This window comes from Caballeronia sp. LjRoot31, assembly GCF_964253885.1.
Classification (GTDB): domain Bacteria; phylum Pseudomonadota; class Gammaproteobacteria; order Burkholderiales; family Burkholderiaceae; genus Caballeronia.
On the sequence record NZ_CAXURX020000001.1, the window covers coordinates 2,223,866 to 2,244,672 of the forward strand.

A 20,807-nucleotide genomic window follows, 5' to 3' on the forward strand; every position below is an offset into this window, starting at 1 on the left:
CTCAAACTGGCAGCACGGACGCAACCAACGTCTGTGTATAGGGATGTTGCGGATCATCGAGCACCTGGTCGGTCAGTCCGCTCTCCACCACTCGGCCGTCCTTCATCACCATCAGGCGATGCGCGAGCAAACGCGCCACACCAATATCATGCGTGACAATCAGGGCGGCGAGATGAAGCTTGGCGGTCAGCGTACGCAGCAGGTCCAGCAGCCGCGCCTGCACAGAAACATCCAGCCCCGCTGTGGGCTCGTCCATGAACACGAGACGTGGCTTCGTGACAAGATTGCGCGCAATTTGAAGCCGCTGCTGCATGCCGCCTGAAAATGCGGAAGGCAGCTCGTCAATACGCGCGGCATCGAGCTCGACCTGATTCATCCAGTCCGAGGCTGTTTCGCGAAGGCGTCCATAGTGGCGCGCCCCGTTCGCCATCAACGGCTCGCCGATATTCGCCCCGGCCGACACGCCATGACGCAGTCCGTCGCGCGCATTCTGATGCACAAACCCCCAGTCGGTACGCGCGAGCATCCGGCGGCGCGGCATGGGTAACGCGAACAGATCGAGCAGTTCATGCTCCACGGTTCTATAGTGCAACGCGCCATCGTTCACGGGCGTTCGCAGAGCCAGCGCGTTCAGCAACGTGGATTTCCCTGAACCGGATTCGCCGACGATGCAAAGCACTTCGCCCGGATAGATATCGATGTCCACATCGATGCAGCCACCGCGGCCGTCATAACGCTTCGTGAGTCCACGGCCGGTGAGCAGAGGGAGTGCGGGTGTCGAGAGATTCATTCGTCCTCCTGTTCTTGAGCCGCGCGACGTTCCTGGCAGTAGTCGCTGTCCGAACACACGAACATGCGCGCGCCCGCGTCGTCCACAATCATTTCGTCGAGAAAACTCTCACGCGAACCGCACAAAGCGCACTCATGATCCCAGTGCTGAATGGTGAACGGGTGATCTTCGAAGTCGAGGCTCCGTACCTTCGTATAAGGCGGAATCGCGTAGATGCGGCGTTCGCGGCCCGCGCCGAACAGTTGCAGCGCAGCGTTCATGTGCATCTTCGGGTTATCGAACTTGGGGATGGGCGACGGTGAAGTGAGATAACGATCGTTCACAAGCACCGGGTAATCGTAGGTCGTCGCAATGCTGCCGTGCTGCACGATGTCCTCGTAGTACTTCACGTTGATCAACCCGTAGTCCGCCAGCGCATGGAGCTTGCGGGACTCGGTGACGCGAGGTTCGAGCCGGAACAGCGGCTCGGGCATCGGCACCTGGTACACAAGGATCTGCGCTTCGGTCAGCGGCGTTTCGGGAATCCGGTGGCGGGTCTGGATAATGGACGCTTCCACCGTGCGCGTGGTGGTCGCTACACCGGCCGTGCGCGCAAAGAAGCGGCGAATGTTCACGGCGTTGGTGGTTTCATCGGAACCCTGGTCGATCACTTTCAGCGTGTCGCTGCGTCCGATGATCGCGGACGTAACCTGCAAGCCGCCCGTTCCCCAGCCATAAGGCAGCGGCATTTCTCGCGATGCAAACGGCACTTGATGACCCGGTACGGCCACGGCTTTCAAGAGCGCACGGCGGATCATGCGTTTGGTTTGTTCATCGAGGTAGGCGAAGTTATAGCCTTCAGCCATGGCACTTTCTTCTATACGCGCGTTCATGCGGCGTTCTCCTCGCTGGGCTCGGGTTGCGCTTGATGCTCTTCTTGAGCTTCGCGTTCGCGTTGCGCTTCTTTCTCGATGCCTGCACGCAAACGCCGCAGTAATTCGAGTTCAGACTGGAAGTCGACGTAATGCGGCAATTTCAGATGCTGAACGAAGCCCGATGCTTCCACGTTGTCGCTGTGATAGAGCACGAATTCCGGGTCTTGCGTCGGCGACGAAACGGTCTCGCCCAGTTCTTGCGCGCGCAATGCGCGGTCGACCAGCGCCATCGCCATGGCCTTGCGCTCCGAGTGGCCAAACGCGAGGCCGTACCCTTGCGTGAATGTGGGCGGCACATCGCCGCTGCCCGCGAACTGGTTGATCATCTGGCACTCGGTGATGTCGATATCGCCGATCTCCACCGCGAATCCCAACTCTTCAAGCTCCAGTTCGACGGCGACTTCGCCATAACGAATCTCGCCGGCAAACGGATGCGAGTTCGCATAACCGCGCTGCGTGGCGTAGCCGACGGCCAGCAGGAAACCCTCATCGGCACGGGCGAGATTCTGCAAACGCACCGGGCGCGCAACGGGGAACATCAGGGGCTCACGCGAGAGATCGCCAGGTTCGGGCGCGTCCGCATGCATCTTCTCCTGCTCGATCAAACCTTCCTTGTCGAGCAGCTCGAGCACGCGCGGCATGGCTTCCTGCTTTGCTGCGGACGTGCTCGCGACGCTGGCATTCGCCGTGCGGGGGCCGCCTTCGGCGAGCAAGCTGAAATCGAGCAAACGCTGGGTATAGTCGTACGTGCCGCCGAGCATCTGTCCGCCCGGAATGTCCTTGAATGCAGCCGAAATGCGCCGCTCCGCGAGCATGGCTTGCGTATCGAGCGGCACGGTATAACCGAAGCGCGGCAGCGTCGTGCGATACGCCCGCAGCAGGAAAATGGCTTCCACCAGATCCCCCGCGGCCTGCTTGATCGCGAGCGCGGCCAGCTCTTCATCGTAGACCGAGCCCTCGGTCATCACCCGCGCGACCGCCAACCCAAGCTGCTCGCGAATCTGGTCGACGCTGAGTTCCTTGAATGCTTCATCGCCGCGCCGGTTGGCCGCGAGCAAGTCCCACGAACGCTCGATCGCGCGTTCTCCGCCTTTGACTGCGACGTACATCAGGCCACCCCCACGCGAGTTGTACGCGGCAGGCCGATCACCGATCCGCCGTGTACGAAATAACAGTCGATACCGCAAGGAAACTGACTTGCCAGCAGCGCGCGTTCATGCCAGAACGCATCAGGGATGCCGCTGATATGGACGACCTGTGTATCGCGGATACCGGGGCCGCGCCAGGTCATCGGTGTGCCGTCCGTGAGGGAGTCCACGCGGATGAACAACATGGCGGCGTTCTCCGGTGTCTCAGGATCACCGAGCGAAAATGCGTCGATCGGCGGCATCGATCCCGCATCGTGCACGTAGGCGAAAACCGCTTGCGCGTGATCGTGCGTCAGCGGTGCGCCGGTGTGAAAACGCAGCGCGTCGCTCAAGCCGCGATGCTCATGTTGCAGCAGCACGGGCGTCGAATAGTCGGCCAGTGCCAGCAGCGCGGCGAACGCGGCCATGGGCACGTGGGTCGCGGCCGTGCTGCCGTCCTGATCCAGGCCGGGCAATACGGCGTCGATCGAGACCATCTTGCCGGGCCGGGACAGCGCGTCGAGCAATGCGCGGAACACACCCTGCGAATCGTGGACGGTATCGTTGAAACCGGGGGTCAGGGTCGCGAGGTCGATACCCACGATACCCGCGGTATCCGCAGCGTCCGCACCCCGAAAGTTTTTTGAAAGCTTGTCAGGTAACATCAGTCGCCCCTCACCATCGTAAAGAATTCCACCTTGGTACCCGCGGCGCGGGCCTGTTTTTGCGCCCGGTTTTCCGCGATGCGCGCAGCGAGCGGCGCCAGCACGTGCTCATGCATCCGGGCTTCGAAAGCAGGCGTCTGCAGGAGTGCGTCGGCGAGCGCGGCGAGTGTCGCCCGCTCCTTGTCCCGCCCCATGTGCACGGCGATACCCACTGCCGCACGTCCCTCGCGAACCCGCAACCGAAGCGTCGCGCGTGTCACGGTCACTTCACCCAGATTGAACGCGTCTCCGCTGCCACCAACCCGTCCGCGCACCATCGCAAGGCCGATATCGGGTGCGCGCAGCCAGTCGAATTCAGGCGGCGACGCGCCATCCAGTGCCGTATCAAGCGCGTCTTTCATGCAGGCTCGCGGCGTGCGCGCCAGGATGGCCAACCACTCCCGCCGTGTCGCGGGACCGGGTGGCGCGGGAGGCGCGGGCGTCTGCGCAGATGTACTCATGGTCATACCTCGTCAATAAAGGGCGCGATGGTGCCCCAAGCCGCGTCCGTGATTTCATCGTTCTGTCCAGCCTGAACGCTACTAGAATAGTCATCCGGTCGTCTAGACGTTTGTGCAACCGGATGAAAATTCTTCGCTAGCGCCCTGCTTTCACATTTTCGCCATCGGCGGCGCACTACAATGCCGAAAACGATATTCAAACCGACAGGAATGACAGCGACATGACATCTAACGAAACTGGCACGCCGGGCCTGGCCGTGGAACGCGGCGCGGGCGTCGCGGTATGGCGTCAGATCGAACAGATTCTTTCGGCGGAGATCACGGCGAACAGCTTCGGCGAAGATGGCCGCCTGCCCAGCGAGGCTGAACTTGCCCGGCGTTTCGACGTCAACCGGCACACGGTGCGCCGGGCAATGCTGCGGCTGGCCGCCACGGGGCTGGTGAGCGTCGAGCAGGGTCGAGGCACATTCGTGCAACCGGGTGCGATTGACTACCAGATCGGGCGACGCACGCGCTTCACTGAAAACCTGCGGCGTAATAACCAGGCATCGGTGGGCGTGGTCCTTTCCAGCGAAAAGGTGAAGGCTGATCCGGTCACCGCGAAAGCGCTCTCCATCCGCGCAGGGACGTTCGTGTACCAGATCGAGACACGCCACGATTCCGACGACGTGCCGCTGACCTATGCGCGCAGCTGGTTCCCTGCCATGCGCTTCGCCGACCTACCCGGCGTGCTTGCCGGCGTACAAGGGGTCAGCGCGGCGCTGGCTGAATTCGGCGTGGTGGATTACACGCGTAAATGGAGCCGTATCGGCTGCATCCTGCCCAGCTCGGACGTCGCGCGGCGCTTGCAGATCAATCGCGCGCAACCGGTGATGTGGGTTGAAAGCGTCGACGTCGACGAAGCCGGTGTGCCCATCAAATACGGTATTACCCACTTCGCCGCCGACCGGGTGCAATTGCTGGTCGAGGACGGCGTATGAGCGGCGAAGCGAACGATACCGCCTTGAATGTCTGGACACCCGACGCACGCATCGCGCTTTACTACGCACCGCCGGCGTCTTCCACATGGTGGCGCGTGGGCTGCGAATGGCTGGGCCGCAATGCCGAAACTGGACGCTCGACCGAAACACCCGAGGAACCTGCCATTACCGCACTCGGGCAGACCGTTGCCGCGCTGACCGGCTCACCGCGACGTTATGGCTGGCACGGAACGCTTGTCGCACCTTTTCATACTGCCGAAGGTGTTACGCCGCAGCAGGTTTTATCGGAGACTCGCGAGTGGGCCAGTCACATCACCCGGTTCGATGCCCCCCTCTCCGCCGTCGAGATGGGCCGCTTCGTCGCGTTGCGAGCCGCGCGGCCGGATGACGACGAATCTATCCGCCGGGTGGCTGCCAGCGCGTTGTACGCGCTCGCCTCGCTGCGTGCGCGTCCCTCGGCGGAAGATGCCGAACGGCGGCTGGCGTCAGGCTTGAGCGAGCGGCAGCGAACCCTGTTGCATGAATGGGGCTACCCGTACGTGCTCGATGAATTCCGCTTCCACATGACGCTCTCCGATGCACTCGATTCGGCTTCGGTGCGTGCGGCCATTGTCTCGCTGTGGCAAACCCGCGCTGAAGCGCTCGGACCGCTGCCCTTCCACGAGGCAGCGCTTTTTGTTCAACCGAACCCGGGTGCGCCGTTCACGCTATGGCAGCGCCTGCCCTTCGCGAATGCCCACTCCGAGGCCCTTGAATGAGCATGGAAACCGGTCGACTGATCTACGTAATGGGGCCATCGGGCGCCGGCAAGGACTCGTTGCTCGGCTTCGTTCGTGAACGCATTGGCGCGCAGGTGATGTTCGCGCATCGCTACATCACGCGCCCCGTTTCCGATGGTGAAAATCATGTCGCCCTGAGCCGCGAGGAATTCGCCGCGCGTCTGGCCAGCGGCGTTTTCTCGATGCATTGGGAAAGTCTCGGACTGCACTATGGCATCGGCGTCGAGATCGATGCGTGGCTCACGCGGGGGTTGCCGGTCGTCGTCAACGGATCGCGCCAACATGCACCGGCTGCGCTGGAACGTTATCCGTTCACACAGTTCGTCCAGATTCACGCAAGCCCCACGATCCTGGCCGCCCGGCTCGAGCGGCGCGGCCGCGAAGATTCGCGGCAGATGGAAGCGCGGCTTGCGCGTCGCCCCGTCTTGTCGCTTCCCGAGCAGGCGCGGCTCATCACCATCGACAATTCGGGTCTGCTTTCCGAAGCAGGCCAGCAGCTACTGGCCGCAATCAGTCAGCAACAGCTTTGAACTGCTGGCCGCCGGACCATTACCATTGACCGGCGGCCAGCACATTCAGATCACGCGTTCACGAAGCCACGCGGACGCCAGATCGATCAGCGTCACGATCACGATCACCATGAGTAGTACGGCCGCGGTCTGCGCATAGTTGAACGAGCGGATCGCTTCGTACAACACCACGCCAATTCCGCCCGCGCCGACCATGCCGACCACCATCGCCGAACGTACGTTCGACTCGAACCGGTACAACGCATACGAGATCCACAATGGCAGGACCTGCGGCAGCACGCCGTAGAGGACTTCATCGAGACTGCTTGCGCCGGTTGCACGCACGCCTTCCGCCGGCCGTGCATCGATCGCTTCCACCGCTTCGGCGAACAGCTTCGCCAGCACGCCGGTGGTATGCACCCAAAGTGCAAGCACGCCCGCGAACGGCCCAAGTCCCACCGCAACGATAAACAGCATCGCGAAGACCATCTCGTTGATTGCGCGGCATGCGTCCATCGCGCGGCGCACTGGCTGCACGATCCACATCGGCGCGATGTTGGAGGCCGACAGCAGCCCGCACGGCACGGCGCATACCAGCGCGAGCGCTGTGCCCCACACCGCTACGGCCAGTGTGACGATCATCTCGTGAACGTAGGTGCGCCAGTCAGAGAAATCCGGCGGAAAAAAGTCCTTGCCGAATTGCAGCATGTTGCCGGAATCGCTGAAGAGATCGAGCGGGCGCATGTCGGCGCTATGCCAGGACAGCCCGAGTACGGCCACCACCACCAACCATCCGAACATGGACAACCAGCTTCGCTTCGGTTGCCGCAATTCGAGCTTCAGTGGCAGCGCACCACCTTGCGCGCTGTCGAGGGAATAGGCGTCGGCGTTGTGCTTCACTTCGCCGCCACGCTATCCAGTTGCGAGAGCTTCTGGTCGAGCGCCGCGATCTGCGATTTCTTGTCTGCGTCGGACATGTGCGCGTCGTTCTGGACCTGCTGCTTCTTCTGGAACAAGGCCATTTGACGGATCGGGATAAGCTGCGCATCGGTGGAATCCGCGAAGCCCGACAGACCTGTAATTCCCGCCATGATCGCCTGCTCGCGCGGATCGCTTTGCGCGTAGTGATCGAAGAAATTGCGCAGCTTGTCCTTCGTCGCCTGCGGCAGGTCACGGCGCCATACCAGCGGGTCCGACGGAATCAGCGGCGACTTCCACAATACGCGCACCTGCTTGAGCAAATCGGGATGATTTTGCCTCAGGGTCTCCACCATGTCGGTATTGTTCGTTGCGATGTCGACACGGTTGTTCACCACAGCCAGCATGTTCGCCTCATGGCTGGACGGAAGCACGCTCTTGAAGTCATTGCGCACCGAAATGCCGTTCTTCGCGAACAGGTAATACGACGGCACGAGCGTGCCCGACGTCGAGTTCGGATCGCCGAAACCGAGGTTGATGTCGTGCGTGTTTTTCAGCACCTGATCGACGGTCTTCCACTTGCTGTTCACGTTCGTGATCAGCAGCGAGTAGTAGCCCGCTTCGCCGCTTTTGTACTTCACCTTCGCGAACACTTCACCATTGCCGCGGTCGACAGCTTCGATAGCGGAAGCGTTACCGAAATAGCCGATCTGCACCTTGTTAAACCGCATCGCTTCGATAATGCCGGCATAGTCGGTCGCGAAGAACGGCTTGACGTCGAGGCCGGTCTGCTTGTTCAGGTCGTCGATCAGCGGCTGCCAGCGCTGCCTGAGCGCGGACGAATTGTCGGTCGAGATAATGCCGAAGTTGAGCGTTTCGGCGCGCACCACCTGCGTGACAAAACAGGCAGCGAGGGCCACACCGGCCAGAAGAAGACGGGCTGATTTCATCGAATAGGTCCAGGGTTAAAGGTGTTCAAAGCGGGTGTTCAAAGCGGGTGTTCAAAACGGGGCTCAAAAGCACAATGAAGGCACGCGTTCAGGAACTGGCAGCCGACGCGAACGCGGCGGAGCGTGCCGACGCGCCTTCGGGGCGCGACGCGGCACGGTCAACGGCACGTTCGACCTGCTTCGCCACGTCGCGCTGCGCGCTCTCCGTGTCGGTCAGCAGTTCTTCGGCTGCGGCACCGTACAGGTCGCGCAGAAGGGATGGCGTGAGGCTGGCGGACGGGCCGTCGTAGACCACGCGGCCGTCGCGCAATGCGACGGTACGCGCGCAATATTTCATCGCCACGTCGATCTGATGCAAGGACACCACCACGGTCAAGCCGTGATCCTCGTTCAGCGACTGCAGCAGTTCCATGACACGCCGCGACGACTCGGGGTCCAGCGATGCAATGGGTTCGTCGGCGAGAACAATACGGGCCCGCTGCACCAGCGCGCGCGCCAGCGCTGCGCGCTGTTGCTGACCGCCGGACAAGGTGCTGGCGCGCTCGTTGATGTGGTCGCCAATGCCCATTGCGCTGAGCGACGCCATCGCAAGCTCATGCTCCACCCGCGGAAACCGGCCGATAAGACGCCGCCACAACGAGACTCGCGACAACGCGCCGAGCAGCACATTGGTGCGCACGGTGAGACGCCCCACGAGATTGAACTGCTGAAAGACAAACGCGACATCCCGGCGAATTCGACGAACCTCGCGCGCGACCTTGCCGTTTTGCTGGATGGGCCGGCCGAGCAGCGTGACATGCGAGGGCGCGGGGTCGGATGCTGTAAAGCCGGCAATGTGCCGCAAAAGCGTGGACTTCCCTGAACCCGATGCACCGATCAGCGCAATCATTTCTCCCTGCCCCACTTTCAGGTCGATGGAGTCGAGTGCCTTGCGGCCGTTATTGAACGTCTTGCAGAGACGTTCAATGTGAATTGCATCCATGGTGTCCTCACAATCGCGTGTCAAAGCTTTTCAGCGTCGAGACGGATTCTAGGAACGCAACATGACGTTGCGGTGACGCTTGCAAGACGTCTAGATGAATACACGAATTGGAACCATGCAAAGCGGTCGCAACGCTGCGGCGAATTGCATGATCGTGCGGATACTAACGATTCTGAACACACCCGCCGGGACCGACGAGAATTAAGGGTACGAACTTCTCTCATGATGGCGCGCATGCATGTGAAGAAATGCAGGTTCGGGTTGGCTGCATCGCGCCTGAGCCCGTTGGCAACTCGCTGAAATGAGTCGCAATTCCCGTTCGCGGCTGACTGGTGGGTGACTGGTCGGTGACCGGCGGTTGAATTACAACGGGTTTATTGAAGGCGCCGCGAGCTCTGCGGACAATGGCATGTTGTGCGACGCACAACTCAACAACGAATCAACGCGATCCCCGTGCACCGATTGAAGACACTAATTGAAGACACTTAAGCTGCTGTTGCGCTGCCCCTTTATACGATTTCGAACTGTCTGCAATATCGGATAGCCGCGGTAAATCGTTTGCGAGCCGTAACTGCATTGTGCGCAAATCGTCCTTTCTCCCTCCCGCACAACGCCGGCACTCAAAAGCGCCATAGCTGCGCATGGCCTTATTCCCCAAAACAATATGGTCGATTAAACATTCTCTTGAGCCCAATCGCGCCTAGTAAGACAATCCATTTCATCCGACGATAATCGGATCATGTGATTTCAGTACCTGCGGTAGTTCAAACAACTCGGCCCGACACAGCCGACAGCCATCATCAATTAATGAGGCTGCTAAAACTTACGCGAGAACATGCTCACCTCCCTGCTTCCGCCAACGATCACACCTGCGCTTCGACTCTGTTTCCACCGCCGCTCGATGGATCAGCAACGGCCGCTATCAACGGTCACCATGGCCTTTACCGTGGTGGCGCTCCTGATTTTCATCATCGCCCGGTCCCACGTAACGGGGGTCGACTTACCGCTCTGGCCGCGCCTGACCTGTGCGTTCGTCATGTTGTTGCTCGTCGCGGCAATCCCCAAGGCCCCGTCTACTTTTATATTTGGCCTGATCGGCGTGCTTTATATCGTCGTTCTCCAGATCGGGGTGGTGATCAACGTCCAAGGCGTCGAAAAACCGCTCTTCTGGATGTTACCGGCCGGCATGGTCATCCCGATCTGCGCGGCGCCGCTATGGCTGACGCCGCGGCATTTCATCGTGGGAACGATTGCGTTCTACCTGGCCGGGCTGCCCTTTGTGATGGCCGTGCCCTTCACGCACGACGACTACGTCTTATGCGCGATGTGGGTGGCTATCGGCATTCCGACAGCGACCACGTTTCATTTCGGCTTCTATTGGTTCCGGCTCAACCACTTCCTGCTCGAAGAGAAACTGCGGGCGCTCGCCGCAACCGATCCCTTGACCCAGCTCCTGAACCGGCGCGCCTTTCTCGAGCAGGCGGAACAGATACTGAGCGAGACGAAAGGTCACGATGAAGTCGTCAGCGCGATCTTCCTGGACATCGATCGTTTCAAGTCGCTGAACGACCAGTACGGCCACGCGCGAGGCGACGAAGCGCTGATGGACGTCACCAAGGTCCTGAACGACGCCGTGCCCGCGGACGCGGTGGTCGGTCGGCTGGGGGGCGAGGAGTTCGCGGTCCTTATCAAGGCGCCCGGCCCCGACCAGGCGACCGGGCTTGCCGACACGCTGCGCACCCTCGTTGCATCGATACTTCGACCCGACGGTTTTCTCACCGCCAGCTTCGGCGTAGCGCATCGCCGGCCGAACGAGAATGTCGTCGAACTGCTCGACCGTGCCGACGAAGCGCTGTTGCGCGCGAAACACGCGGGCCATAACCGGGTGTTCGTGGAGCAGGCAAGGCGGGTCGAGCGCGTGCGCGCTACCGCGCTCGATGAAGACAATGACACCCGGGTCGATGAAGAACCGGTCGTTGTCACCCGCTGGGGCGCGTTCGATCTATTCACCCACTACCAGCCGGTTTACAGTTTGTCGCATCAGAAGCAGGTCGGTTTCGAAGCCCTGCTGCGCGGCTTTGACCAGCATGGCACGCCGCTGCAGCCCGACAAGCTGTTCGCCCCACAGTCGAATCCCGGCATCAGCGATCTGGATTCCCTGACCCACCATCTCCATCTCGCGAATGCCCGCAAGCGCCTGCCGCTCGACTGCTGGCTCTTCCTGAACGTCGCGCCGTCCACCTTCATCCAGCCGGGTTATGAGCAGACGCTCGCGGCCATCGTCTTCGAGGCGGGACTCGATCCTCGCGGGGTGGTGCTGGAAATTCTGGAGTCCGAAGGGGTGGACGTTGAGGAGCTTGCGCTGGCCGCGTGGCGGTATCGCGGCTGCGGTTTCCTGATTGCCGTCGATGACTTCGGTACAGGTCACTCCAATCTCGACCGCCTGTTGCGCATCCAGCCCGACTTCGTCAAGCTCGATGGCGCGTTGATCCGCGCGAAGAGCCGCGCCTCGGATCAGCCTCTCCTCCCCACCATTGTTTCGCTGTTGCATCGGGCGGATATGCTGGTGGTAGTGGAAGGGATCGAGACGACCGAGGAGCTTATCCTGGCGGTGGAATCGAACGTCGATTTCGCGCAAGGGTTCTTGCTGGGCAGACCGAGCGCCACGCTGCCCTCGGCGGCAGCGGTCACGCGGCGCATCGATCATGCATTCGATGTCATTGCCGAAGGCCGTGCCGTGCGCACCGCGCGCTTCGAAGCGCAGTTGGCGCCGTATCTCGCCATGCTCAACACCGCGGCGGCGGCGTTGACGAACGGCGCGAGTATCGACGACGCCATCGCGCCCATGGCGAAGCTGGAATTGTGCAAACGCTGCTTTGTTCTCGACGATACCGGGCGCATGTTGGGCCAGGATATTGCCGGCCGCGCGGGGTCGAGCACGGACTTCCGGCTCGGGCCGTTATTCGCCTCGCAGTTGGGGCGATGGGATCATCGGCCGTATTACTGGAAGGCGGTCGCGAACATGGGAACGGCCGTGTTCTGCCAACCGTATTTATCGCTGACCAGCGGGCGCGCGTCGGTCGGCGTGACCATGGCGTTCATGCGCGACGAGCGGGTGATGGTGGTCGGTAGTGAACTGGACTGGACGTCGCCGCATCTGGCGTGGCCCACGGTGGAGTGATGGTGAAGAACGATGGTGAACAGTGATGGCAAACAGTGACGCATGGCTATTCCAGATCAGGATCACCGTCTCCCCCGAGGCCGCCGCGATCTTGCGCGGAGATCCGCAGTGCATGCCCCCTGCGCTACGCGATGTACTGCGCCGGCATGACGCCTCGCTGACATGCCAGTTCGACGCGTTTTCTGACTACGTCAATGAAGCAGAAAGACTCGGGCCGGAAAAGTATCCGCTTTATCAATGGACCAGGGAAACGATCGAGAACCCTGAGAAAAAAGCCAGGTATCTGCGGTCTTTCACGGTTTATGTAGACGGTGACGAGGTCTATCCCAGAGAAATCGCTGATCTGCTGCAAACTGAATTGTCAGCGCTGGCGGGTGCCGCCGGAATCGAGCGGGTAGTCAAGATTGACAGTAACCCCGCAAACAACCCGCAACCGCCTAAGCGCGAGGCATAGCGCAGTCCTGATGGTTGCCTCGGATGCGGACGCGCAGGCGATGTGGACGACGGGCAAAGACAATGCGCAGACTCGGCGAACATGCATGCTGCCATGCACTGCGCGTCACGGCGACATCTATTCCAAGAGCACGCGAAGGCCGATCGGCAGAACGAATGCACTCGGGATTCCGTTCATGGCCATATTGAGTCCTGCGAATGCTCCGGCTTCCTCGCTGATCTGAAACGCATGCGCTGTGTCAGTACGCAGATCTGGCGCAGCGCGTCTTCGCGCATGGGCAGCCATTGATCACAGGCCGGTCCTCGGTTCATAAGGTTTGCCGGGATGGTTCTGAATCTCAGCGAACTGCTGCTTGAGCAGCGAACTGACGGCCGTCTTTTGGCTGTTGTTCAATCCGTCATAGAAGGTGATCCACGCATTGGCTGACTGCTCGCGTGCCTGGGCATCTTCCTTTTCCACCTTCAAGTTCGCTGCATGAATAGCGCGCAGATCAAGAATCTGCGTTTGCTGGACCGCCTGAAGTTGTTGCTGAAGTTGATCTTCATTCATCCGTGCGCTGACATGGCTTTGACGCATGGTGTCCATTGCAACGTCATAAGCGGTCTGTTGCGTCGTACTGAGATTCAGTTGTGGCGCCAAGGTTTTCATTTCTTCAATAAATTGATTTCCGGCTGGCGCGGCGAGCGTACCGGCCTGGGCCGATCCAAATGTCACTGCGAGCGCCGCAGCAGCGGCAATCAGAATGCGCGTTGTTTTCACCAACATGATGCTTCTCCTAAATGTTTGGTCGTTGAGCTGGACCGGCAATGGTTGCTGCCAAATCCATGAGACAGATGGTGACGACCAACAATTAGAAGAGAATGAGCGGCGCCATCGGGGCGTCAGTTAGCGCATCGGACGCCTTCGCGTACGCCGTCCGCTCTACTTGCGCCTGTGCGCCATGTAGCCTAGATAAGCGATGATCGCATCGAGGTCAGGGTCGCTCAGGATGGCCTTGTCGAAACCTGGCATCTTCATGCCAGACCATGCCCGGATTGATTTTGGATCGCGGATATAAGCCCTTAGCGCCCACGGCTGGAAGTACTCGGTCGGATTACGCGGCAGATTCAGGTCCGGGCCGACCGATGCGTCGCCCGCGCCGTTCATGCGATGGCAAACCATGCACTGCGTGGCGAAGAGTGTCTGTCCGCGGCGAACAGGCGAGTTCGCCGGCACGCTGTTATCAACGGCGAATTGCGGCCACTTCGCCGCGCGCGACGCCACCGCCCGAATGGCATTGATCTGGTACGGCCACTGTTCGCTCATCACCCCCGATGCGCCCGGGTTGATCCACACGAGATAGAACGGACCGATGTCCGTTCCCTTCGACGTCCGCGGCCATGGCCTGTCATGCGGTTCGATCGCGAGCCACGGTGTCGCGCCGTGGCCACTGTCGTCGTGCAAGAGCGCTGCAGGCAGGTTGGTGACGAAGCCATCGGTTGCGGTGATCTGCAGCTCGCCATCGGCGGGCAATGCTCGCACTCCGGGCAGCGAGCGCAATGGCACCGCACGGTAGGTCATCGTGCGATGGTAGGTGACGTCGTCCGGGACCTGGATCGTCGCTGCACCGGGCATGGCGAGCAAGGATTCGGTCGTGAGCGTGGCCGGCGTGGCAGCCATCCCCGTATCGATCAGCAGGGCTGCAGCCATGGCGGGGAAAGAGGTGAAGAACAGCAACATTGCCTGCACCAATGCGAGTCTACTCATCGATATCGTCATTGCGAAGACTCACGAGAATCAACACTCGTGTCCATGAGGAACACATGCTGCACGAACGCGAGATTGGTGCCGTAGCCGGTGAGGTTGCCGAAGCTCACGAGCGACGCGAGCAGAAGTTTCGAAACGCGGACGATTCCCATGGGCCTCGCTCAGTCGCCGGAGGGTTTGCGCTCGGGCGGCGCGCCGAGCATGACCGTCCAGCCGAGTCCGCGCACGTTGCGGATCACGCCCTGGCCGAATTTCTTGCGTACTGAATGGATCAGCACATCGACGGCATTGCTCTCCACTTCCTTGCCCCAGCCGTACAGCTTGTCCTCGATCTGCGCACGCGAGAAGATCGTTCCCGGATGTTCGAGCAGCGCGTGCATCAGCGCGAATTCACGCGCGGACAACGCGCCGGCCTTGTCGCCGAACTTGAGCGTGCGCTGGTCGAGATTCAGGCTCAGGATGTCATCGCCGAGCCGGGACACGGCGTAGCCCGCCTTGCGCCGCAGCACCGCGCGCATCCGGGCCAGCAGCTCGCCGACTTCGAAGGGCTTGAGCAGATAATCGTCCGCGCCAATATCCAGGCCCTCGATGCGCGTATCGAGATCGTCACGCGCAGTCAGGATCAGCACCGGTACCGGATTGCCACCGGCACGCGCGGCGCGCAGCAGGTCGATGCCCGACATGCCCGGCAAGCCGATGTCGAGCAGGACGACGGTGTAGTCGACGGCGCTCATGGCCTCGCGTCCGGCGACGCCGTCACGCACCCAGTCCACGGCGTAGTCCGCGTCCTTCAGTGCACGCATCAGGCTTTGCCCGATCTGGAGATCGTCTTCGACCAGCAGGACTCTCATAACCCCTCTCCTTTGTCGACCAGAGTTGGCGCTTTAGCGCCTTACTCTGGTCCCATGCCGTACCGGCGCGTCGACCAGAGTTGGCGTGTCGACCGAAGTTGGCGCTTTAGCGCTTACTCCGGTCCCATAGCGCCTTACTCCGGTCCCATGCCGTACCGGCGCGTCGACCACAGCGCCACAACATCCACCCAGCCCACGCCCCAGCAAACGCTTTTACCAATATCCTCACACGCTCGCCAGCGGAAAACTGACCGCCGCGACAATGCCCGAGCGGCCGTCGCACCGGTTCTGAATAACCGCCTGGCCGCCATATTTTGCCGTGATCGCTTTCACGATCGACAGGCCGAGGCCGGTGCCTTCCACATCCGCGTGCATGTCTGATTTCGCGCGAAAGAATCTGTCGAAGACACGCGGCAGCGACTCCTCCGCGATGCCCGGACCGGTATCCGTGACCTCGATCCATAGGGCGCTCGCCTCGCGGTGCATGCGCAGGTCGATCGTGCCGCCATCCGGCGTATACCGCACCGCGTTGCTCACGAGATTCTTGACGGCAATGGCAACATCCGCGGACGAAGCGGCGACCTTGTCGGCGAGCATGGCTTCCGCCCCAATGTCGATACGCCGCGCCGCCGCGATCGGCAGCACGCCCGAGACGGCATCGACGACGATCGGTGAAACATCCGCAGGCTCGACCGCGACGTCGAGCGGCGCGTCCGCGCGCGCGAGCCGCAGCAACTGCCCGATCAGCATGCCACTGCGCGCAATCCCGCTGCGCAATTCCTGAAACCGCTCCTGGTTGCCCGCCACAATATGCGGCTGCAGGTTGTCCGCCTGCAACTGGAGCGCGGTGAGTGGCGTGCGCAGTTCGTGGGCGGCATCGGCAATGAACTTGCGCTCGGATTCGATCAGCTGCGCAAGCCGCACGATCATGCGGTTGATCGATTCGACGAACGGCAGCACTTCGCGCGGCACGCCCGTGACGGGCAGGGGTTTCAGATGCGCGGCATCGACGGATTGCGCCGCCAGCCCGAGCGGCGTCAGCCGCCGCAGCGTGCGATGCACGATCACGACTACAGCGAAGAGCACAAGTGGCAACAGGACCAGCGTGGGCCAGAGCGTGGTAAGCGCCGTTTCGCGCACGAGCTCGTCGCGCACCGACGAACGCTGCGCTACCTGGATCACGCGCTCGTCCTGGCGCAGCGTGTAGATGCGCCAACGTTCGCCATTCACGCTCTCCGAAGAAAATCCCGCCGGCGCATTTGCGGGCAGCGCCAGTGACGGATCGGTGGAACGCAGCGGGACATCGGCGCCGGGCCTGGCGATGGTGATCACGATATCGCGCGCCGGTTGCGAGCCGCGCGCGGGCGCGCTCGGGATCGCATCGGCGAGATCGCCTCGCATTCGCATGGCGACCTGCTCCAGGCGCAGGTCGAGCAGCGCGCTCATGCCGGTCCGGCAGAGCTGATAAGTGCTGAGACCCTGCGCAATCGCAACGACGCTGACCAGCGCGGCCAGCGCAATGATGAGATTGTTGCGAAGCGAAGGTCTCATGGAATGGCGCGCGAAAACGGATGACATCGATGGGTTCATCAGTCGAATACCGGTTCTGACTCAAAGACCAGGCGCGGCGCGGAATTCTGTGCGCGCTCATTTTCTGCTCATTCTTGCCTGTGAACATGCAGTCACGCGAACCACCGGTTCGCTCCACGACCCAACGGGAGATGACTCATGTTCCAGCTCTTCAGTAACCATTCCAGCGCCAGCAACAGCGATCAGGCTGCGTTGCGCAAGGACGAGCGCGTATTGGAGGAAAGCGACGCGCCGTCCGGTGAACGCTCTGCCACGTATGAAGAAATGCTGCCCTGGCTTCTGCTCGGCGCCGTGGTCGGCTTCTGATCCACACGAGCCACCTTGCCCGCCCTATTCGCCCTATTCGGCCCCGCTCATTCTCCCCTCATTCTGCATCATCAGAATCCTGTTCATCGACATGACACGCATGACGCGCATGACACGCACGGCGCGTCTCCAGTACAAGGTAAAGGAAACCAACATGATCACCGCGCTGCAAGCCCTGTTCGACATCTCGCTCGCCGTTGCCGGCGCCGCGCTCACCGTCGCGGTCTTCACGACCCTGGTTCGGCTCGCCGCGGTGGTGCGCCAGCGCGCGGCGGTCCTGTTGCAGCGTCCGCAAGGTTCAGTGCGGATGCAGTGAGTTAAGCAGTTCTGACAGCCCAAGCCACAGGATCTGCACGCCAATGCAGAAGATCGCAAATGCGAAGAGCCGCATGGCGACCTGCGTGCCGGACGGCCCGAGCAGTTGCTGGACGTTCGCCACGAAGCGCACGCACAAGTAAATGGCGATGCACAGCAGCGCGAGCGCCACGCCCACGCCAATGAAATGAACCGACTGCAGGCCGCTGCGCGGCGTACCGGTACCCAGCGCAATAGCCACCGAGATCGCCCCGGGACCGACCGTCACCGGCAGCGTCAGCGGATAGAACACCTTCGATTTCAGCGAAACACGCCGATGAGACGCCGGGGCCGGTTGCGCTTCTTCGCCGGGGTCATCGTCGGAGGATTGGAGCAGGTTCCAGCCCGCCATGGCGATGATCAATCCGCCCGCCACGCGCAGCACCGGAATCGAGATCCCGAGAAACGACAGCAGGTAAGCACCCACCGAAAGCGACGCAAGCAGGATCACGAAGCTGTTCACCGCGATGCGCCGCGCCAGAATGGCGCGCTCGGCCTGCGTCGCGTGCGGCGTGAGACCCAGGATGATGAACGCCGCCGCAGGCGGGTTGATGATCGGGAACAACGCCGCGACAATCAGCAGAACCGTCTTGGTCAATTCGTGGATCACGTGTCCATCCGTTTCTAGGTGGGCAGCAACGCCGGGGCAGCCAGATCGGGCGAACGACCGGGCGAACAAGCGAGCGAACGTCTTGCATGCAAGATTACCGAATACTGCGGCGGTTCGACTACGCTTGTTGGCAGGATTTGCGCGCTTTGCTGGATTCACACACTATCAGGAGCGTTAAATGAGGCATTTGCAGGCAGTCATCGTTGCGATTGCGTGCGCGTTGGCGCTGCTCCCGGCATCCGTCCTCGCCCGCGATATCCACGATATCCAGCTCCCCGCCGAAAGCCCCTGCCCCGATGTAGCGCACCGGCCGGACCGCGATCCCGCCTTGCGCCAGCAGATCGCACACACGCCGAGCGGCGACATTGCGTATTACCGCTTCGGGCATGGGAGCCCGGTTGTGCTGCAGACGGGCTATCGCGCGACAGTCGCCGAATGGGATGCAGCGTTTCTTGCCGCGCTTGGCGAAAAACACGACGTGATCGTCTTCGATAACCGCGGTGTCGGCCGCTCGCAACCGGGCGCTGTGTCATTCACCGTGGAGGACATGGCGGGAGACGCCGCCGCGCTGATCGACGCGCTGTATCTGAGCGATGTAACGGTCATCGGCTGGTCGATGGGCGGCACAATCGTGCAGCAGCTCGCGATCGACAGGCCGGCCGGCCTGCGCCGGATCGTATTGATGAACGCGCCCGCGCCGGGGCGCCTCGGCGTGCCGGTACCACCCAGCATAGCCGCCGTGCTTTCCGGTGCGCCTGGCGCCACCTTCGCGAGCGTCATGCGCGTGCTGTTTCCACCCGCCGCGCTCGACGCCGCGCAGCAGTGCTTCCGGGCGAACATGTTCAGTCCCGCCGATTACGGTTCGCCCGATATCACTGCCACGGTGACCCAGGGCCAGGCCGCGCTGCTGCGCGACTGGGCCGGCGACGACGCCACCGCCGTCGCACTCAAGGCCGTGCAGGCCGGCACGCTGATCGTGACCGGCGCTGACGACGTGGTCCTGCCCAGGCAGAACTCGGACGCGCTCGCAGGGTTGGTCTCAGGGGCGCGGCTGTGGGTGGTGGCATCGGCGGGACACGCGATGATGTACCAATATCCCGATGCGCTCGCCGCATTGATAGACGGTTTCATCCAGCAAACGGGCCGCAGCCACGGCCATATGCCCGGTTCCGACGCCGGCTCCGCACTGATGAAAACGCGCACGACGCCCTGAGCCGTCGACCCGCGCGGGCATCAACGCGCCCAGTAGGCGTATCCGCAATTCCAGCAACCGTAGTGCCGCGCGTAGCCGTATCCATATGGATGGCCGTAGTAGTAGCCGGTCACGACCGGAGGCGGGGCGTAGTAAGCGGGTGGCGGCGCGGCGTACACGGGCGCTGTTGCGTACACAGGTGCTGGGGCGATCACGGGCATGACCGGATACACCGGCGCCGCAAAACCGACGCCTACGAACACATGCGCCTGTGCGCAGCTAACCAAGCCGCAGCCGAGTGCGGCGGCGACTATCAAGTGACGAATGGTTTTCATTTTTGCTCTCCTGTCATGCGATGCAGGCGGTTCGCTGTATCGGATGAATGCAGTGTGAGCCGCAAGAATGAGCAGACAATGAGGACGGCGATGCCAGCCCGATATGGCATGATCCGACGGTTCAATTTCTTCGGACACCACGCTCGGCATGCGTTTTTCACACGGGCTTGGTTATCCGGGTGCGCCGGGATGCTGCCCTGATCGAAGAGCCTGGATTGCCTCTGCTTTACACAATCGACACCCACGTCCACGCCAGTCACGTGAGCGCTGCATGAATGCTGAATCGCCCGAATCGCCGCACAGGTAGCAGATGAATTACCCTCCCCAACCGCATCGAGTGCGAGAACGCCTCACTTCCTATTTCTGGAGTGGCGACGCCATCCGCAGTCGATGCGTGAGCGACATCGTGCTAACAGGCACGCTCGACGTACCCGTTCCCCCCGCACGTCTGCTTGCAGATTGGGAAAGGGAGATATCGTCGCGCATGGTCCTGGAGCCCGGGGATGTCGAGGCTATGCCTTTGGCGCGAGCGCGGGCTCGCTGGCCGGACTACAAGCATTGCGTGCAGGCGATATCCGATTGGACGGGCGCGCTTGGACTGCCTGGCGTGCTTGCTTCCAGTGACGTAGCGCTCATGGCCTGCCGTGGCGCGAGGTACCACTACGACGCCGAGCAATATGGCGGCGCGGCCTTTTGCAATCTCTTCATGAGCGAGAACAGGGGTCTCGACCTGCATTTTCCCTCTACGGGTCATCGAATCCCCCTGACCCGGGGTACGGCTGTGATATTCGATACCGGCCAGCCTCATGGCGTCATTCAACGCGGCAGCAGCGGCTTTAATGTGGCCGACTTCTCGCCTGATCAGGATTACACCCAAATATTCCTGACCTGGGAGCTTCCCATCGAAAATGCCCATGTTGGGGACGCACTTGGGGTTGCCTTCGACATCGACCCTTCGACCTCGCTGCAACTGGACGAAGAGCAAGTCTGGCTGAACGGTGCACGGGTCATTGTGTGCCCGGATTCCGGCCGGTGGTGTCCGGTCGATTAATCGTCAGACCAGCGCATGCAGCG

General features: G+C 61.8%; 24 protein-coding genes and 1 pseudogene. 9 read left to right on the plus strand and 16 right to left on the minus strand.

What is annotated here, in order from left to right; genetic code table 11:
- Position 1: 1 nt before the first annotated feature.
- Genes phnK through phnG form a run of 5 tightly spaced genes read right to left on the minus strand, consistent with a single transcriptional unit; the run spans position 2 to position 3,996 of the window.
- Positions 2-790, minus strand: coding sequence for a phosphonate C-P lyase system protein PhnK (gene phnK, locus ACSQ8V_RS09835; RefSeq protein ID WP_436205599.1), 789 nt, complete (start codon positions 788-790; stop codon positions 2-4).
- On the minus strand, positions 787-1,662 hold the full coding sequence (locus tag ACSQ8V_RS09840) for an alpha-D-ribose 1-methylphosphonate 5-phosphate C-P-lyase PhnJ (protein ID WP_436205600.1): 876 nt from the start codon (positions 1,660-1,662) through the stop codon (positions 787-789). Before ACSQ8V_RS09840 ends, phnK begins: the two co-directional genes overlap by 4 nt.
- The gene (locus tag ACSQ8V_RS09845; protein ID WP_436205601.1) at positions 1,659-2,813 is read right to left on the minus strand and encodes a carbon-phosphorus lyase complex subunit PhnI; all 1,155 of its coding nucleotides are present in this window, start codon (positions 2,811-2,813) and stop codon (positions 1,659-1,661) included. Before ACSQ8V_RS09845 ends, ACSQ8V_RS09840 begins: the two co-directional genes overlap by 4 nt.
- The gene (gene phnH, locus ACSQ8V_RS09850) at positions 2,813-3,496 is read right to left on the minus strand and encodes a phosphonate C-P lyase system protein PhnH (protein ID WP_436205602.1); all 684 of its coding nucleotides are present in this window, start codon (positions 3,494-3,496) and stop codon (positions 2,813-2,815) included. Before phnH ends, ACSQ8V_RS09845 begins: the two co-directional genes overlap by 1 nt.
- The gene (phnG, locus tag ACSQ8V_RS09855) at positions 3,496-3,996 is read right to left on the minus strand and encodes a phosphonate C-P lyase system protein PhnG (protein ID WP_436205603.1); all 501 of its coding nucleotides are present in this window, start codon (positions 3,994-3,996) and stop codon (positions 3,496-3,498) included. The genes phnH and phnG overlap by 1 nt, the downstream gene beginning before the upstream one ends.
- A 221-nt stretch (positions 3,997-4,217) precedes the next feature.
- Between phnG and phnF the strand changes: the two genes are divergently transcribed.
- The 3 genes from phnF to phnN are packed head-to-tail and all read left to right on the plus strand — an operon-like array spanning position 4,218 to position 6,285.
- The gene (gene phnF, locus ACSQ8V_RS09860; RefSeq protein ID WP_213768434.1) at positions 4,218-4,976 is read left to right on the plus strand and encodes a phosphonate metabolism transcriptional regulator PhnF; all 759 of its coding nucleotides are present in this window, start codon (positions 4,218-4,220) and stop codon (positions 4,974-4,976) included.
- Positions 4,973-5,734 carry a DUF1045 domain-containing protein gene (locus ACSQ8V_RS09865; RefSeq protein ID WP_436205604.1) on the plus strand — a complete coding sequence of 254 codons (762 nt, stop codon included), beginning with the start codon at positions 4,973-4,975 and terminating at the stop codon, positions 5,732-5,734. The genes phnF and ACSQ8V_RS09865 overlap by 4 nt, the downstream gene beginning before the upstream one ends.
- Complete coding sequence (gene phnN / locus ACSQ8V_RS09870) at positions 5,731-6,285, plus strand: phosphonate metabolism protein/1,5-bisphosphokinase (PRPP-forming) PhnN (protein WP_213768432.1); 555 nt, start codon at positions 5,731-5,733, stop codon at positions 6,283-6,285. The genes ACSQ8V_RS09865 and phnN overlap by 4 nt, the downstream gene beginning before the upstream one ends.
- A gap of 45 nt (positions 6,286-6,330) precedes the next feature.
- On the opposite strand, the gene phnE is transcribed toward phnN, so the two are convergent.
- From phnE to phnC, 3 genes are all read right to left on the minus strand, one after another.
- Positions 6,331-7,065 carry a phosphonate ABC transporter, permease protein PhnE gene (gene phnE / locus ACSQ8V_RS09875; protein ID WP_436183144.1) on the minus strand — a complete coding sequence of 245 codons (735 nt, stop codon included), beginning with the start codon at positions 7,063-7,065 and terminating at the stop codon, positions 6,331-6,333.
- A gap of 95 nt (positions 7,066-7,160) precedes the next feature.
- On the minus strand, positions 7,161-8,132 hold the full coding sequence (gene phnD, locus ACSQ8V_RS09880; protein WP_436205605.1) for a phosphonate ABC transporter substrate-binding protein: 972 nt from the start codon (positions 8,130-8,132) through the stop codon (positions 7,161-7,163).
- A gap of 88 nt (positions 8,133-8,220) precedes the next feature.
- On the minus strand, positions 8,221-9,114 hold the full coding sequence (phnC, locus tag ACSQ8V_RS09885) for a phosphonate ABC transporter ATP-binding protein (protein ID WP_436205606.1): 894 nt from the start codon (positions 9,112-9,114) through the stop codon (positions 8,221-8,223).
- Positions 9,115-9,949: 835 nt separating this feature from the next.
- Here phnC and ACSQ8V_RS09890 point away from each other — a divergent pair.
- Together ACSQ8V_RS09890 and ACSQ8V_RS09895 are read left to right on the plus strand one after the other, a co-directional pair.
- A complete protein-coding gene (locus tag ACSQ8V_RS09890; RefSeq protein WP_436205607.1) occupies positions 9,950-12,295 on the plus strand; it encodes an EAL domain-containing protein in 2,346 nt (781 codons plus the stop codon).
- Positions 12,296-12,320: 25 nt separating this feature from the next.
- Positions 12,321-12,749: a hypothetical protein gene (locus tag ACSQ8V_RS09895; protein ID WP_436205608.1), complete on the plus strand. Its 429-nt coding sequence runs from the start codon at positions 12,321-12,323 to the stop codon at positions 12,747-12,749.
- Between the two features lie 117 nt (positions 12,750-12,866).
- Here ACSQ8V_RS09895 and ACSQ8V_RS09900 read toward each other — a convergent pair.
- The 6 genes and pseudogenes from ACSQ8V_RS09900 to ACSQ8V_RS09925 all read right to left on the minus strand — a co-directional run.
- Positions 12,867-12,986: pseudogene (locus tag ACSQ8V_RS09900) on the minus strand (LrgB family protein); the annotation flags it as partial.
- A 51-nt stretch (positions 12,987-13,037) separates the two neighbouring features.
- Entirely contained in the window at positions 13,038-13,508 is a 471-nt protein-coding gene (locus ACSQ8V_RS09905) for a periplasmic heavy metal sensor (RefSeq protein ID WP_436205609.1), read from the minus strand.
- Positions 13,509-13,670: 162 nt separating this feature from the next.
- Positions 13,671-14,495: a c-type cytochrome gene (locus ACSQ8V_RS09910; RefSeq protein ID WP_436205610.1), complete on the minus strand. Its 825-nt coding sequence runs from the start codon at positions 14,493-14,495 to the stop codon at positions 13,671-13,673.
- Between the two features lie 8 nt (positions 14,496-14,503).
- Positions 14,504-14,647 (minus strand): DUF2165 family protein, encoded by a 144-nt coding sequence (locus ACSQ8V_RS09915; RefSeq protein WP_436205611.1) that lies wholly within the window; start codon positions 14,645-14,647, stop codon positions 14,504-14,506.
- A gap of 9 nt (positions 14,648-14,656) precedes the next feature.
- Positions 14,657-15,346, minus strand: a complete 690-nt coding sequence (locus ACSQ8V_RS09920; RefSeq protein WP_436181790.1) for a response regulator transcription factor — start codon at positions 15,344-15,346, stop codon at positions 14,657-14,659.
- Positions 15,347-15,571: 225 nt separating this feature from the next.
- Positions 15,572-16,897, minus strand: a complete 1,326-nt coding sequence (locus ACSQ8V_RS09925; protein WP_436205612.1) for a sensor histidine kinase — start codon at positions 16,895-16,897, stop codon at positions 15,572-15,574.
- A gap of 177 nt (positions 16,898-17,074) precedes the next feature.
- Here ACSQ8V_RS09925 and ACSQ8V_RS09930 point away from each other — a divergent pair, with 177 nt between their 5' ends.
- Both ACSQ8V_RS09930 and ACSQ8V_RS09935 read left to right on the plus strand, forming a co-directional pair.
- A complete protein-coding gene (locus tag ACSQ8V_RS09930; protein WP_213768423.1) occupies positions 17,075-17,242 on the plus strand; it encodes a hypothetical protein in 168 nt (55 codons plus the stop codon).
- A gap of 100 nt (positions 17,243-17,342) precedes the next feature.
- Positions 17,343-17,558 (plus strand): hypothetical protein, encoded by a 216-nt coding sequence (locus tag ACSQ8V_RS09935; protein WP_436205613.1) that lies wholly within the window; start codon positions 17,343-17,345, stop codon positions 17,556-17,558.
- Here ACSQ8V_RS09935 and ACSQ8V_RS09940 read toward each other — a convergent pair.
- A complete protein-coding gene (locus ACSQ8V_RS09940; RefSeq protein WP_213768421.1) occupies positions 17,541-18,206 on the minus strand; it encodes a MarC family protein in 666 nt (221 codons plus the stop codon). The two genes, ACSQ8V_RS09935 and ACSQ8V_RS09940, sit on opposite strands and share 18 nt — an antisense overlap.
- A gap of 178 nt (positions 18,207-18,384) precedes the next feature.
- Between ACSQ8V_RS09940 and ACSQ8V_RS09945 the strand changes: the two genes are divergently transcribed.
- Positions 18,385-19,419 (plus strand): alpha/beta fold hydrolase, encoded by a 1,035-nt coding sequence (locus ACSQ8V_RS09945; RefSeq protein ID WP_436205614.1) that lies wholly within the window; start codon positions 18,385-18,387, stop codon positions 19,417-19,419.
- A gap of 20 nt (positions 19,420-19,439) precedes the next feature.
- Here the strand turns inward: ACSQ8V_RS09945 and ACSQ8V_RS09950 are convergent, their stop codons facing one another.
- Positions 19,440-19,733: a hypothetical protein gene (locus ACSQ8V_RS09950; RefSeq protein WP_213768419.1), complete on the minus strand. Its 294-nt coding sequence runs from the start codon at positions 19,731-19,733 to the stop codon at positions 19,440-19,442.
- Between the two features lie 310 nt (positions 19,734-20,043).
- Here ACSQ8V_RS09950 and ACSQ8V_RS09955 point away from each other — a divergent pair, with 310 nt between their 5' ends.
- On the plus strand, positions 20,044-20,784 hold the full coding sequence (locus tag ACSQ8V_RS09955; RefSeq protein ID WP_436205615.1) for a hypothetical protein: 741 nt from the start codon (positions 20,044-20,046) through the stop codon (positions 20,782-20,784).
- Positions 20,785-20,807 lie beyond the last annotated feature (23 nt).

Coding starts and splice junctions, on each gene's coding strand:
- phnK (WP_436205599.1), bottom strand. CDS start 790: ATGAATCTCTCGACACCCGCACTCCCTCTGCTCACCGGCCGTGGACTC.
- ACSQ8V_RS09840 (WP_436205600.1), bottom strand. CDS start 1,662: ATGAACGCGCGTATAGAAGAAAGTGCCATGGCTGAAGGCTATAACTTC.
- ACSQ8V_RS09845 (WP_436205601.1), bottom strand. CDS start 2,813: ATGTACGTCGCAGTCAAAGGCGGAGAACGCGCGATCGAGCGTTCGTGG.
- phnH (WP_436205602.1), bottom strand. CDS start 3,496: ATGTTACCTGACAAGCTTTCAAAAAACTTTCGGGGTGCGGACGCTGCG.
- phnG (WP_436205603.1), bottom strand. CDS start 3,996: ATGAGTACATCTGCGCAGACGCCCGCGCCTCCCGCGCCACCCGGTCCC.
- phnF (WP_213768434.1), top strand. CDS start 4,218: ATGACATCTAACGAAACTGGCACGCCGGGCCTGGCCGTGGAACGCGGC.
- ACSQ8V_RS09865 (WP_436205604.1), top strand. CDS start 4,973: ATGAGCGGCGAAGCGAACGATACCGCCTTGAATGTCTGGACACCCGAC.
- phnN (WP_213768432.1), top strand. CDS start 5,731: ATGAGCATGGAAACCGGTCGACTGATCTACGTAATGGGGCCATCGGGC.
- phnE (WP_436183144.1), bottom strand. CDS start 7,065: ATGTTCGGATGGTTGGTGGTGGTGGCCGTACTCGGGCTGTCCTGGCAT.
- phnD (WP_436205605.1), bottom strand. CDS start 8,132: ATGAAATCAGCCCGTCTTCTTCTGGCCGGTGTGGCCCTCGCTGCCTGT.
- phnC (WP_436205606.1), bottom strand. CDS start 9,114: ATGGATGCAATTCACATTGAACGTCTCTGCAAGACGTTCAATAACGGC.
- ACSQ8V_RS09890 (WP_436205607.1), top strand. CDS start 9,950: ATGCTCACCTCCCTGCTTCCGCCAACGATCACACCTGCGCTTCGACTC.
- ACSQ8V_RS09895 (WP_436205608.1), top strand. CDS start 12,321: ATGGCAAACAGTGACGCATGGCTATTCCAGATCAGGATCACCGTCTCC.
- ACSQ8V_RS09910 (WP_436205610.1), bottom strand. CDS start 14,495: ATGAGTAGACTCGCATTGGTGCAGGCAATGTTGCTGTTCTTCACCTCT.
- ACSQ8V_RS09915 (WP_436205611.1), bottom strand. CDS start 14,647: ATGGGAATCGTCCGCGTTTCGAAACTTCTGCTCGCGTCGCTCGTGAGC.
- ACSQ8V_RS09920 (WP_436181790.1), bottom strand. CDS start 15,346: ATGAGAGTCCTGCTGGTCGAAGACGATCTCCAGATCGGGCAAAGCCTG.
- ACSQ8V_RS09925 (WP_436205612.1), bottom strand. CDS start 16,897: ATGAGACCTTCGCTTCGCAACAATCTCATCATTGCGCTGGCCGCGCTG.
- ACSQ8V_RS09930 (WP_213768423.1), top strand. CDS start 17,075: ATGTTCCAGCTCTTCAGTAACCATTCCAGCGCCAGCAACAGCGATCAG.
- ACSQ8V_RS09935 (WP_436205613.1), top strand. CDS start 17,343: ATGACGCGCATGACACGCACGGCGCGTCTCCAGTACAAGGTAAAGGAA.
- ACSQ8V_RS09945 (WP_436205614.1), top strand. CDS start 18,385: ATGAGGCATTTGCAGGCAGTCATCGTTGCGATTGCGTGCGCGTTGGCG.
- ACSQ8V_RS09950 (WP_213768419.1), bottom strand. CDS start 19,733: ATGAAAACCATTCGTCACTTGATAGTCGCCGCCGCACTCGGCTGCGGC.
- ACSQ8V_RS09955 (WP_436205615.1), top strand. CDS start 20,044: ATGAATTACCCTCCCCAACCGCATCGAGTGCGAGAACGCCTCACTTCC.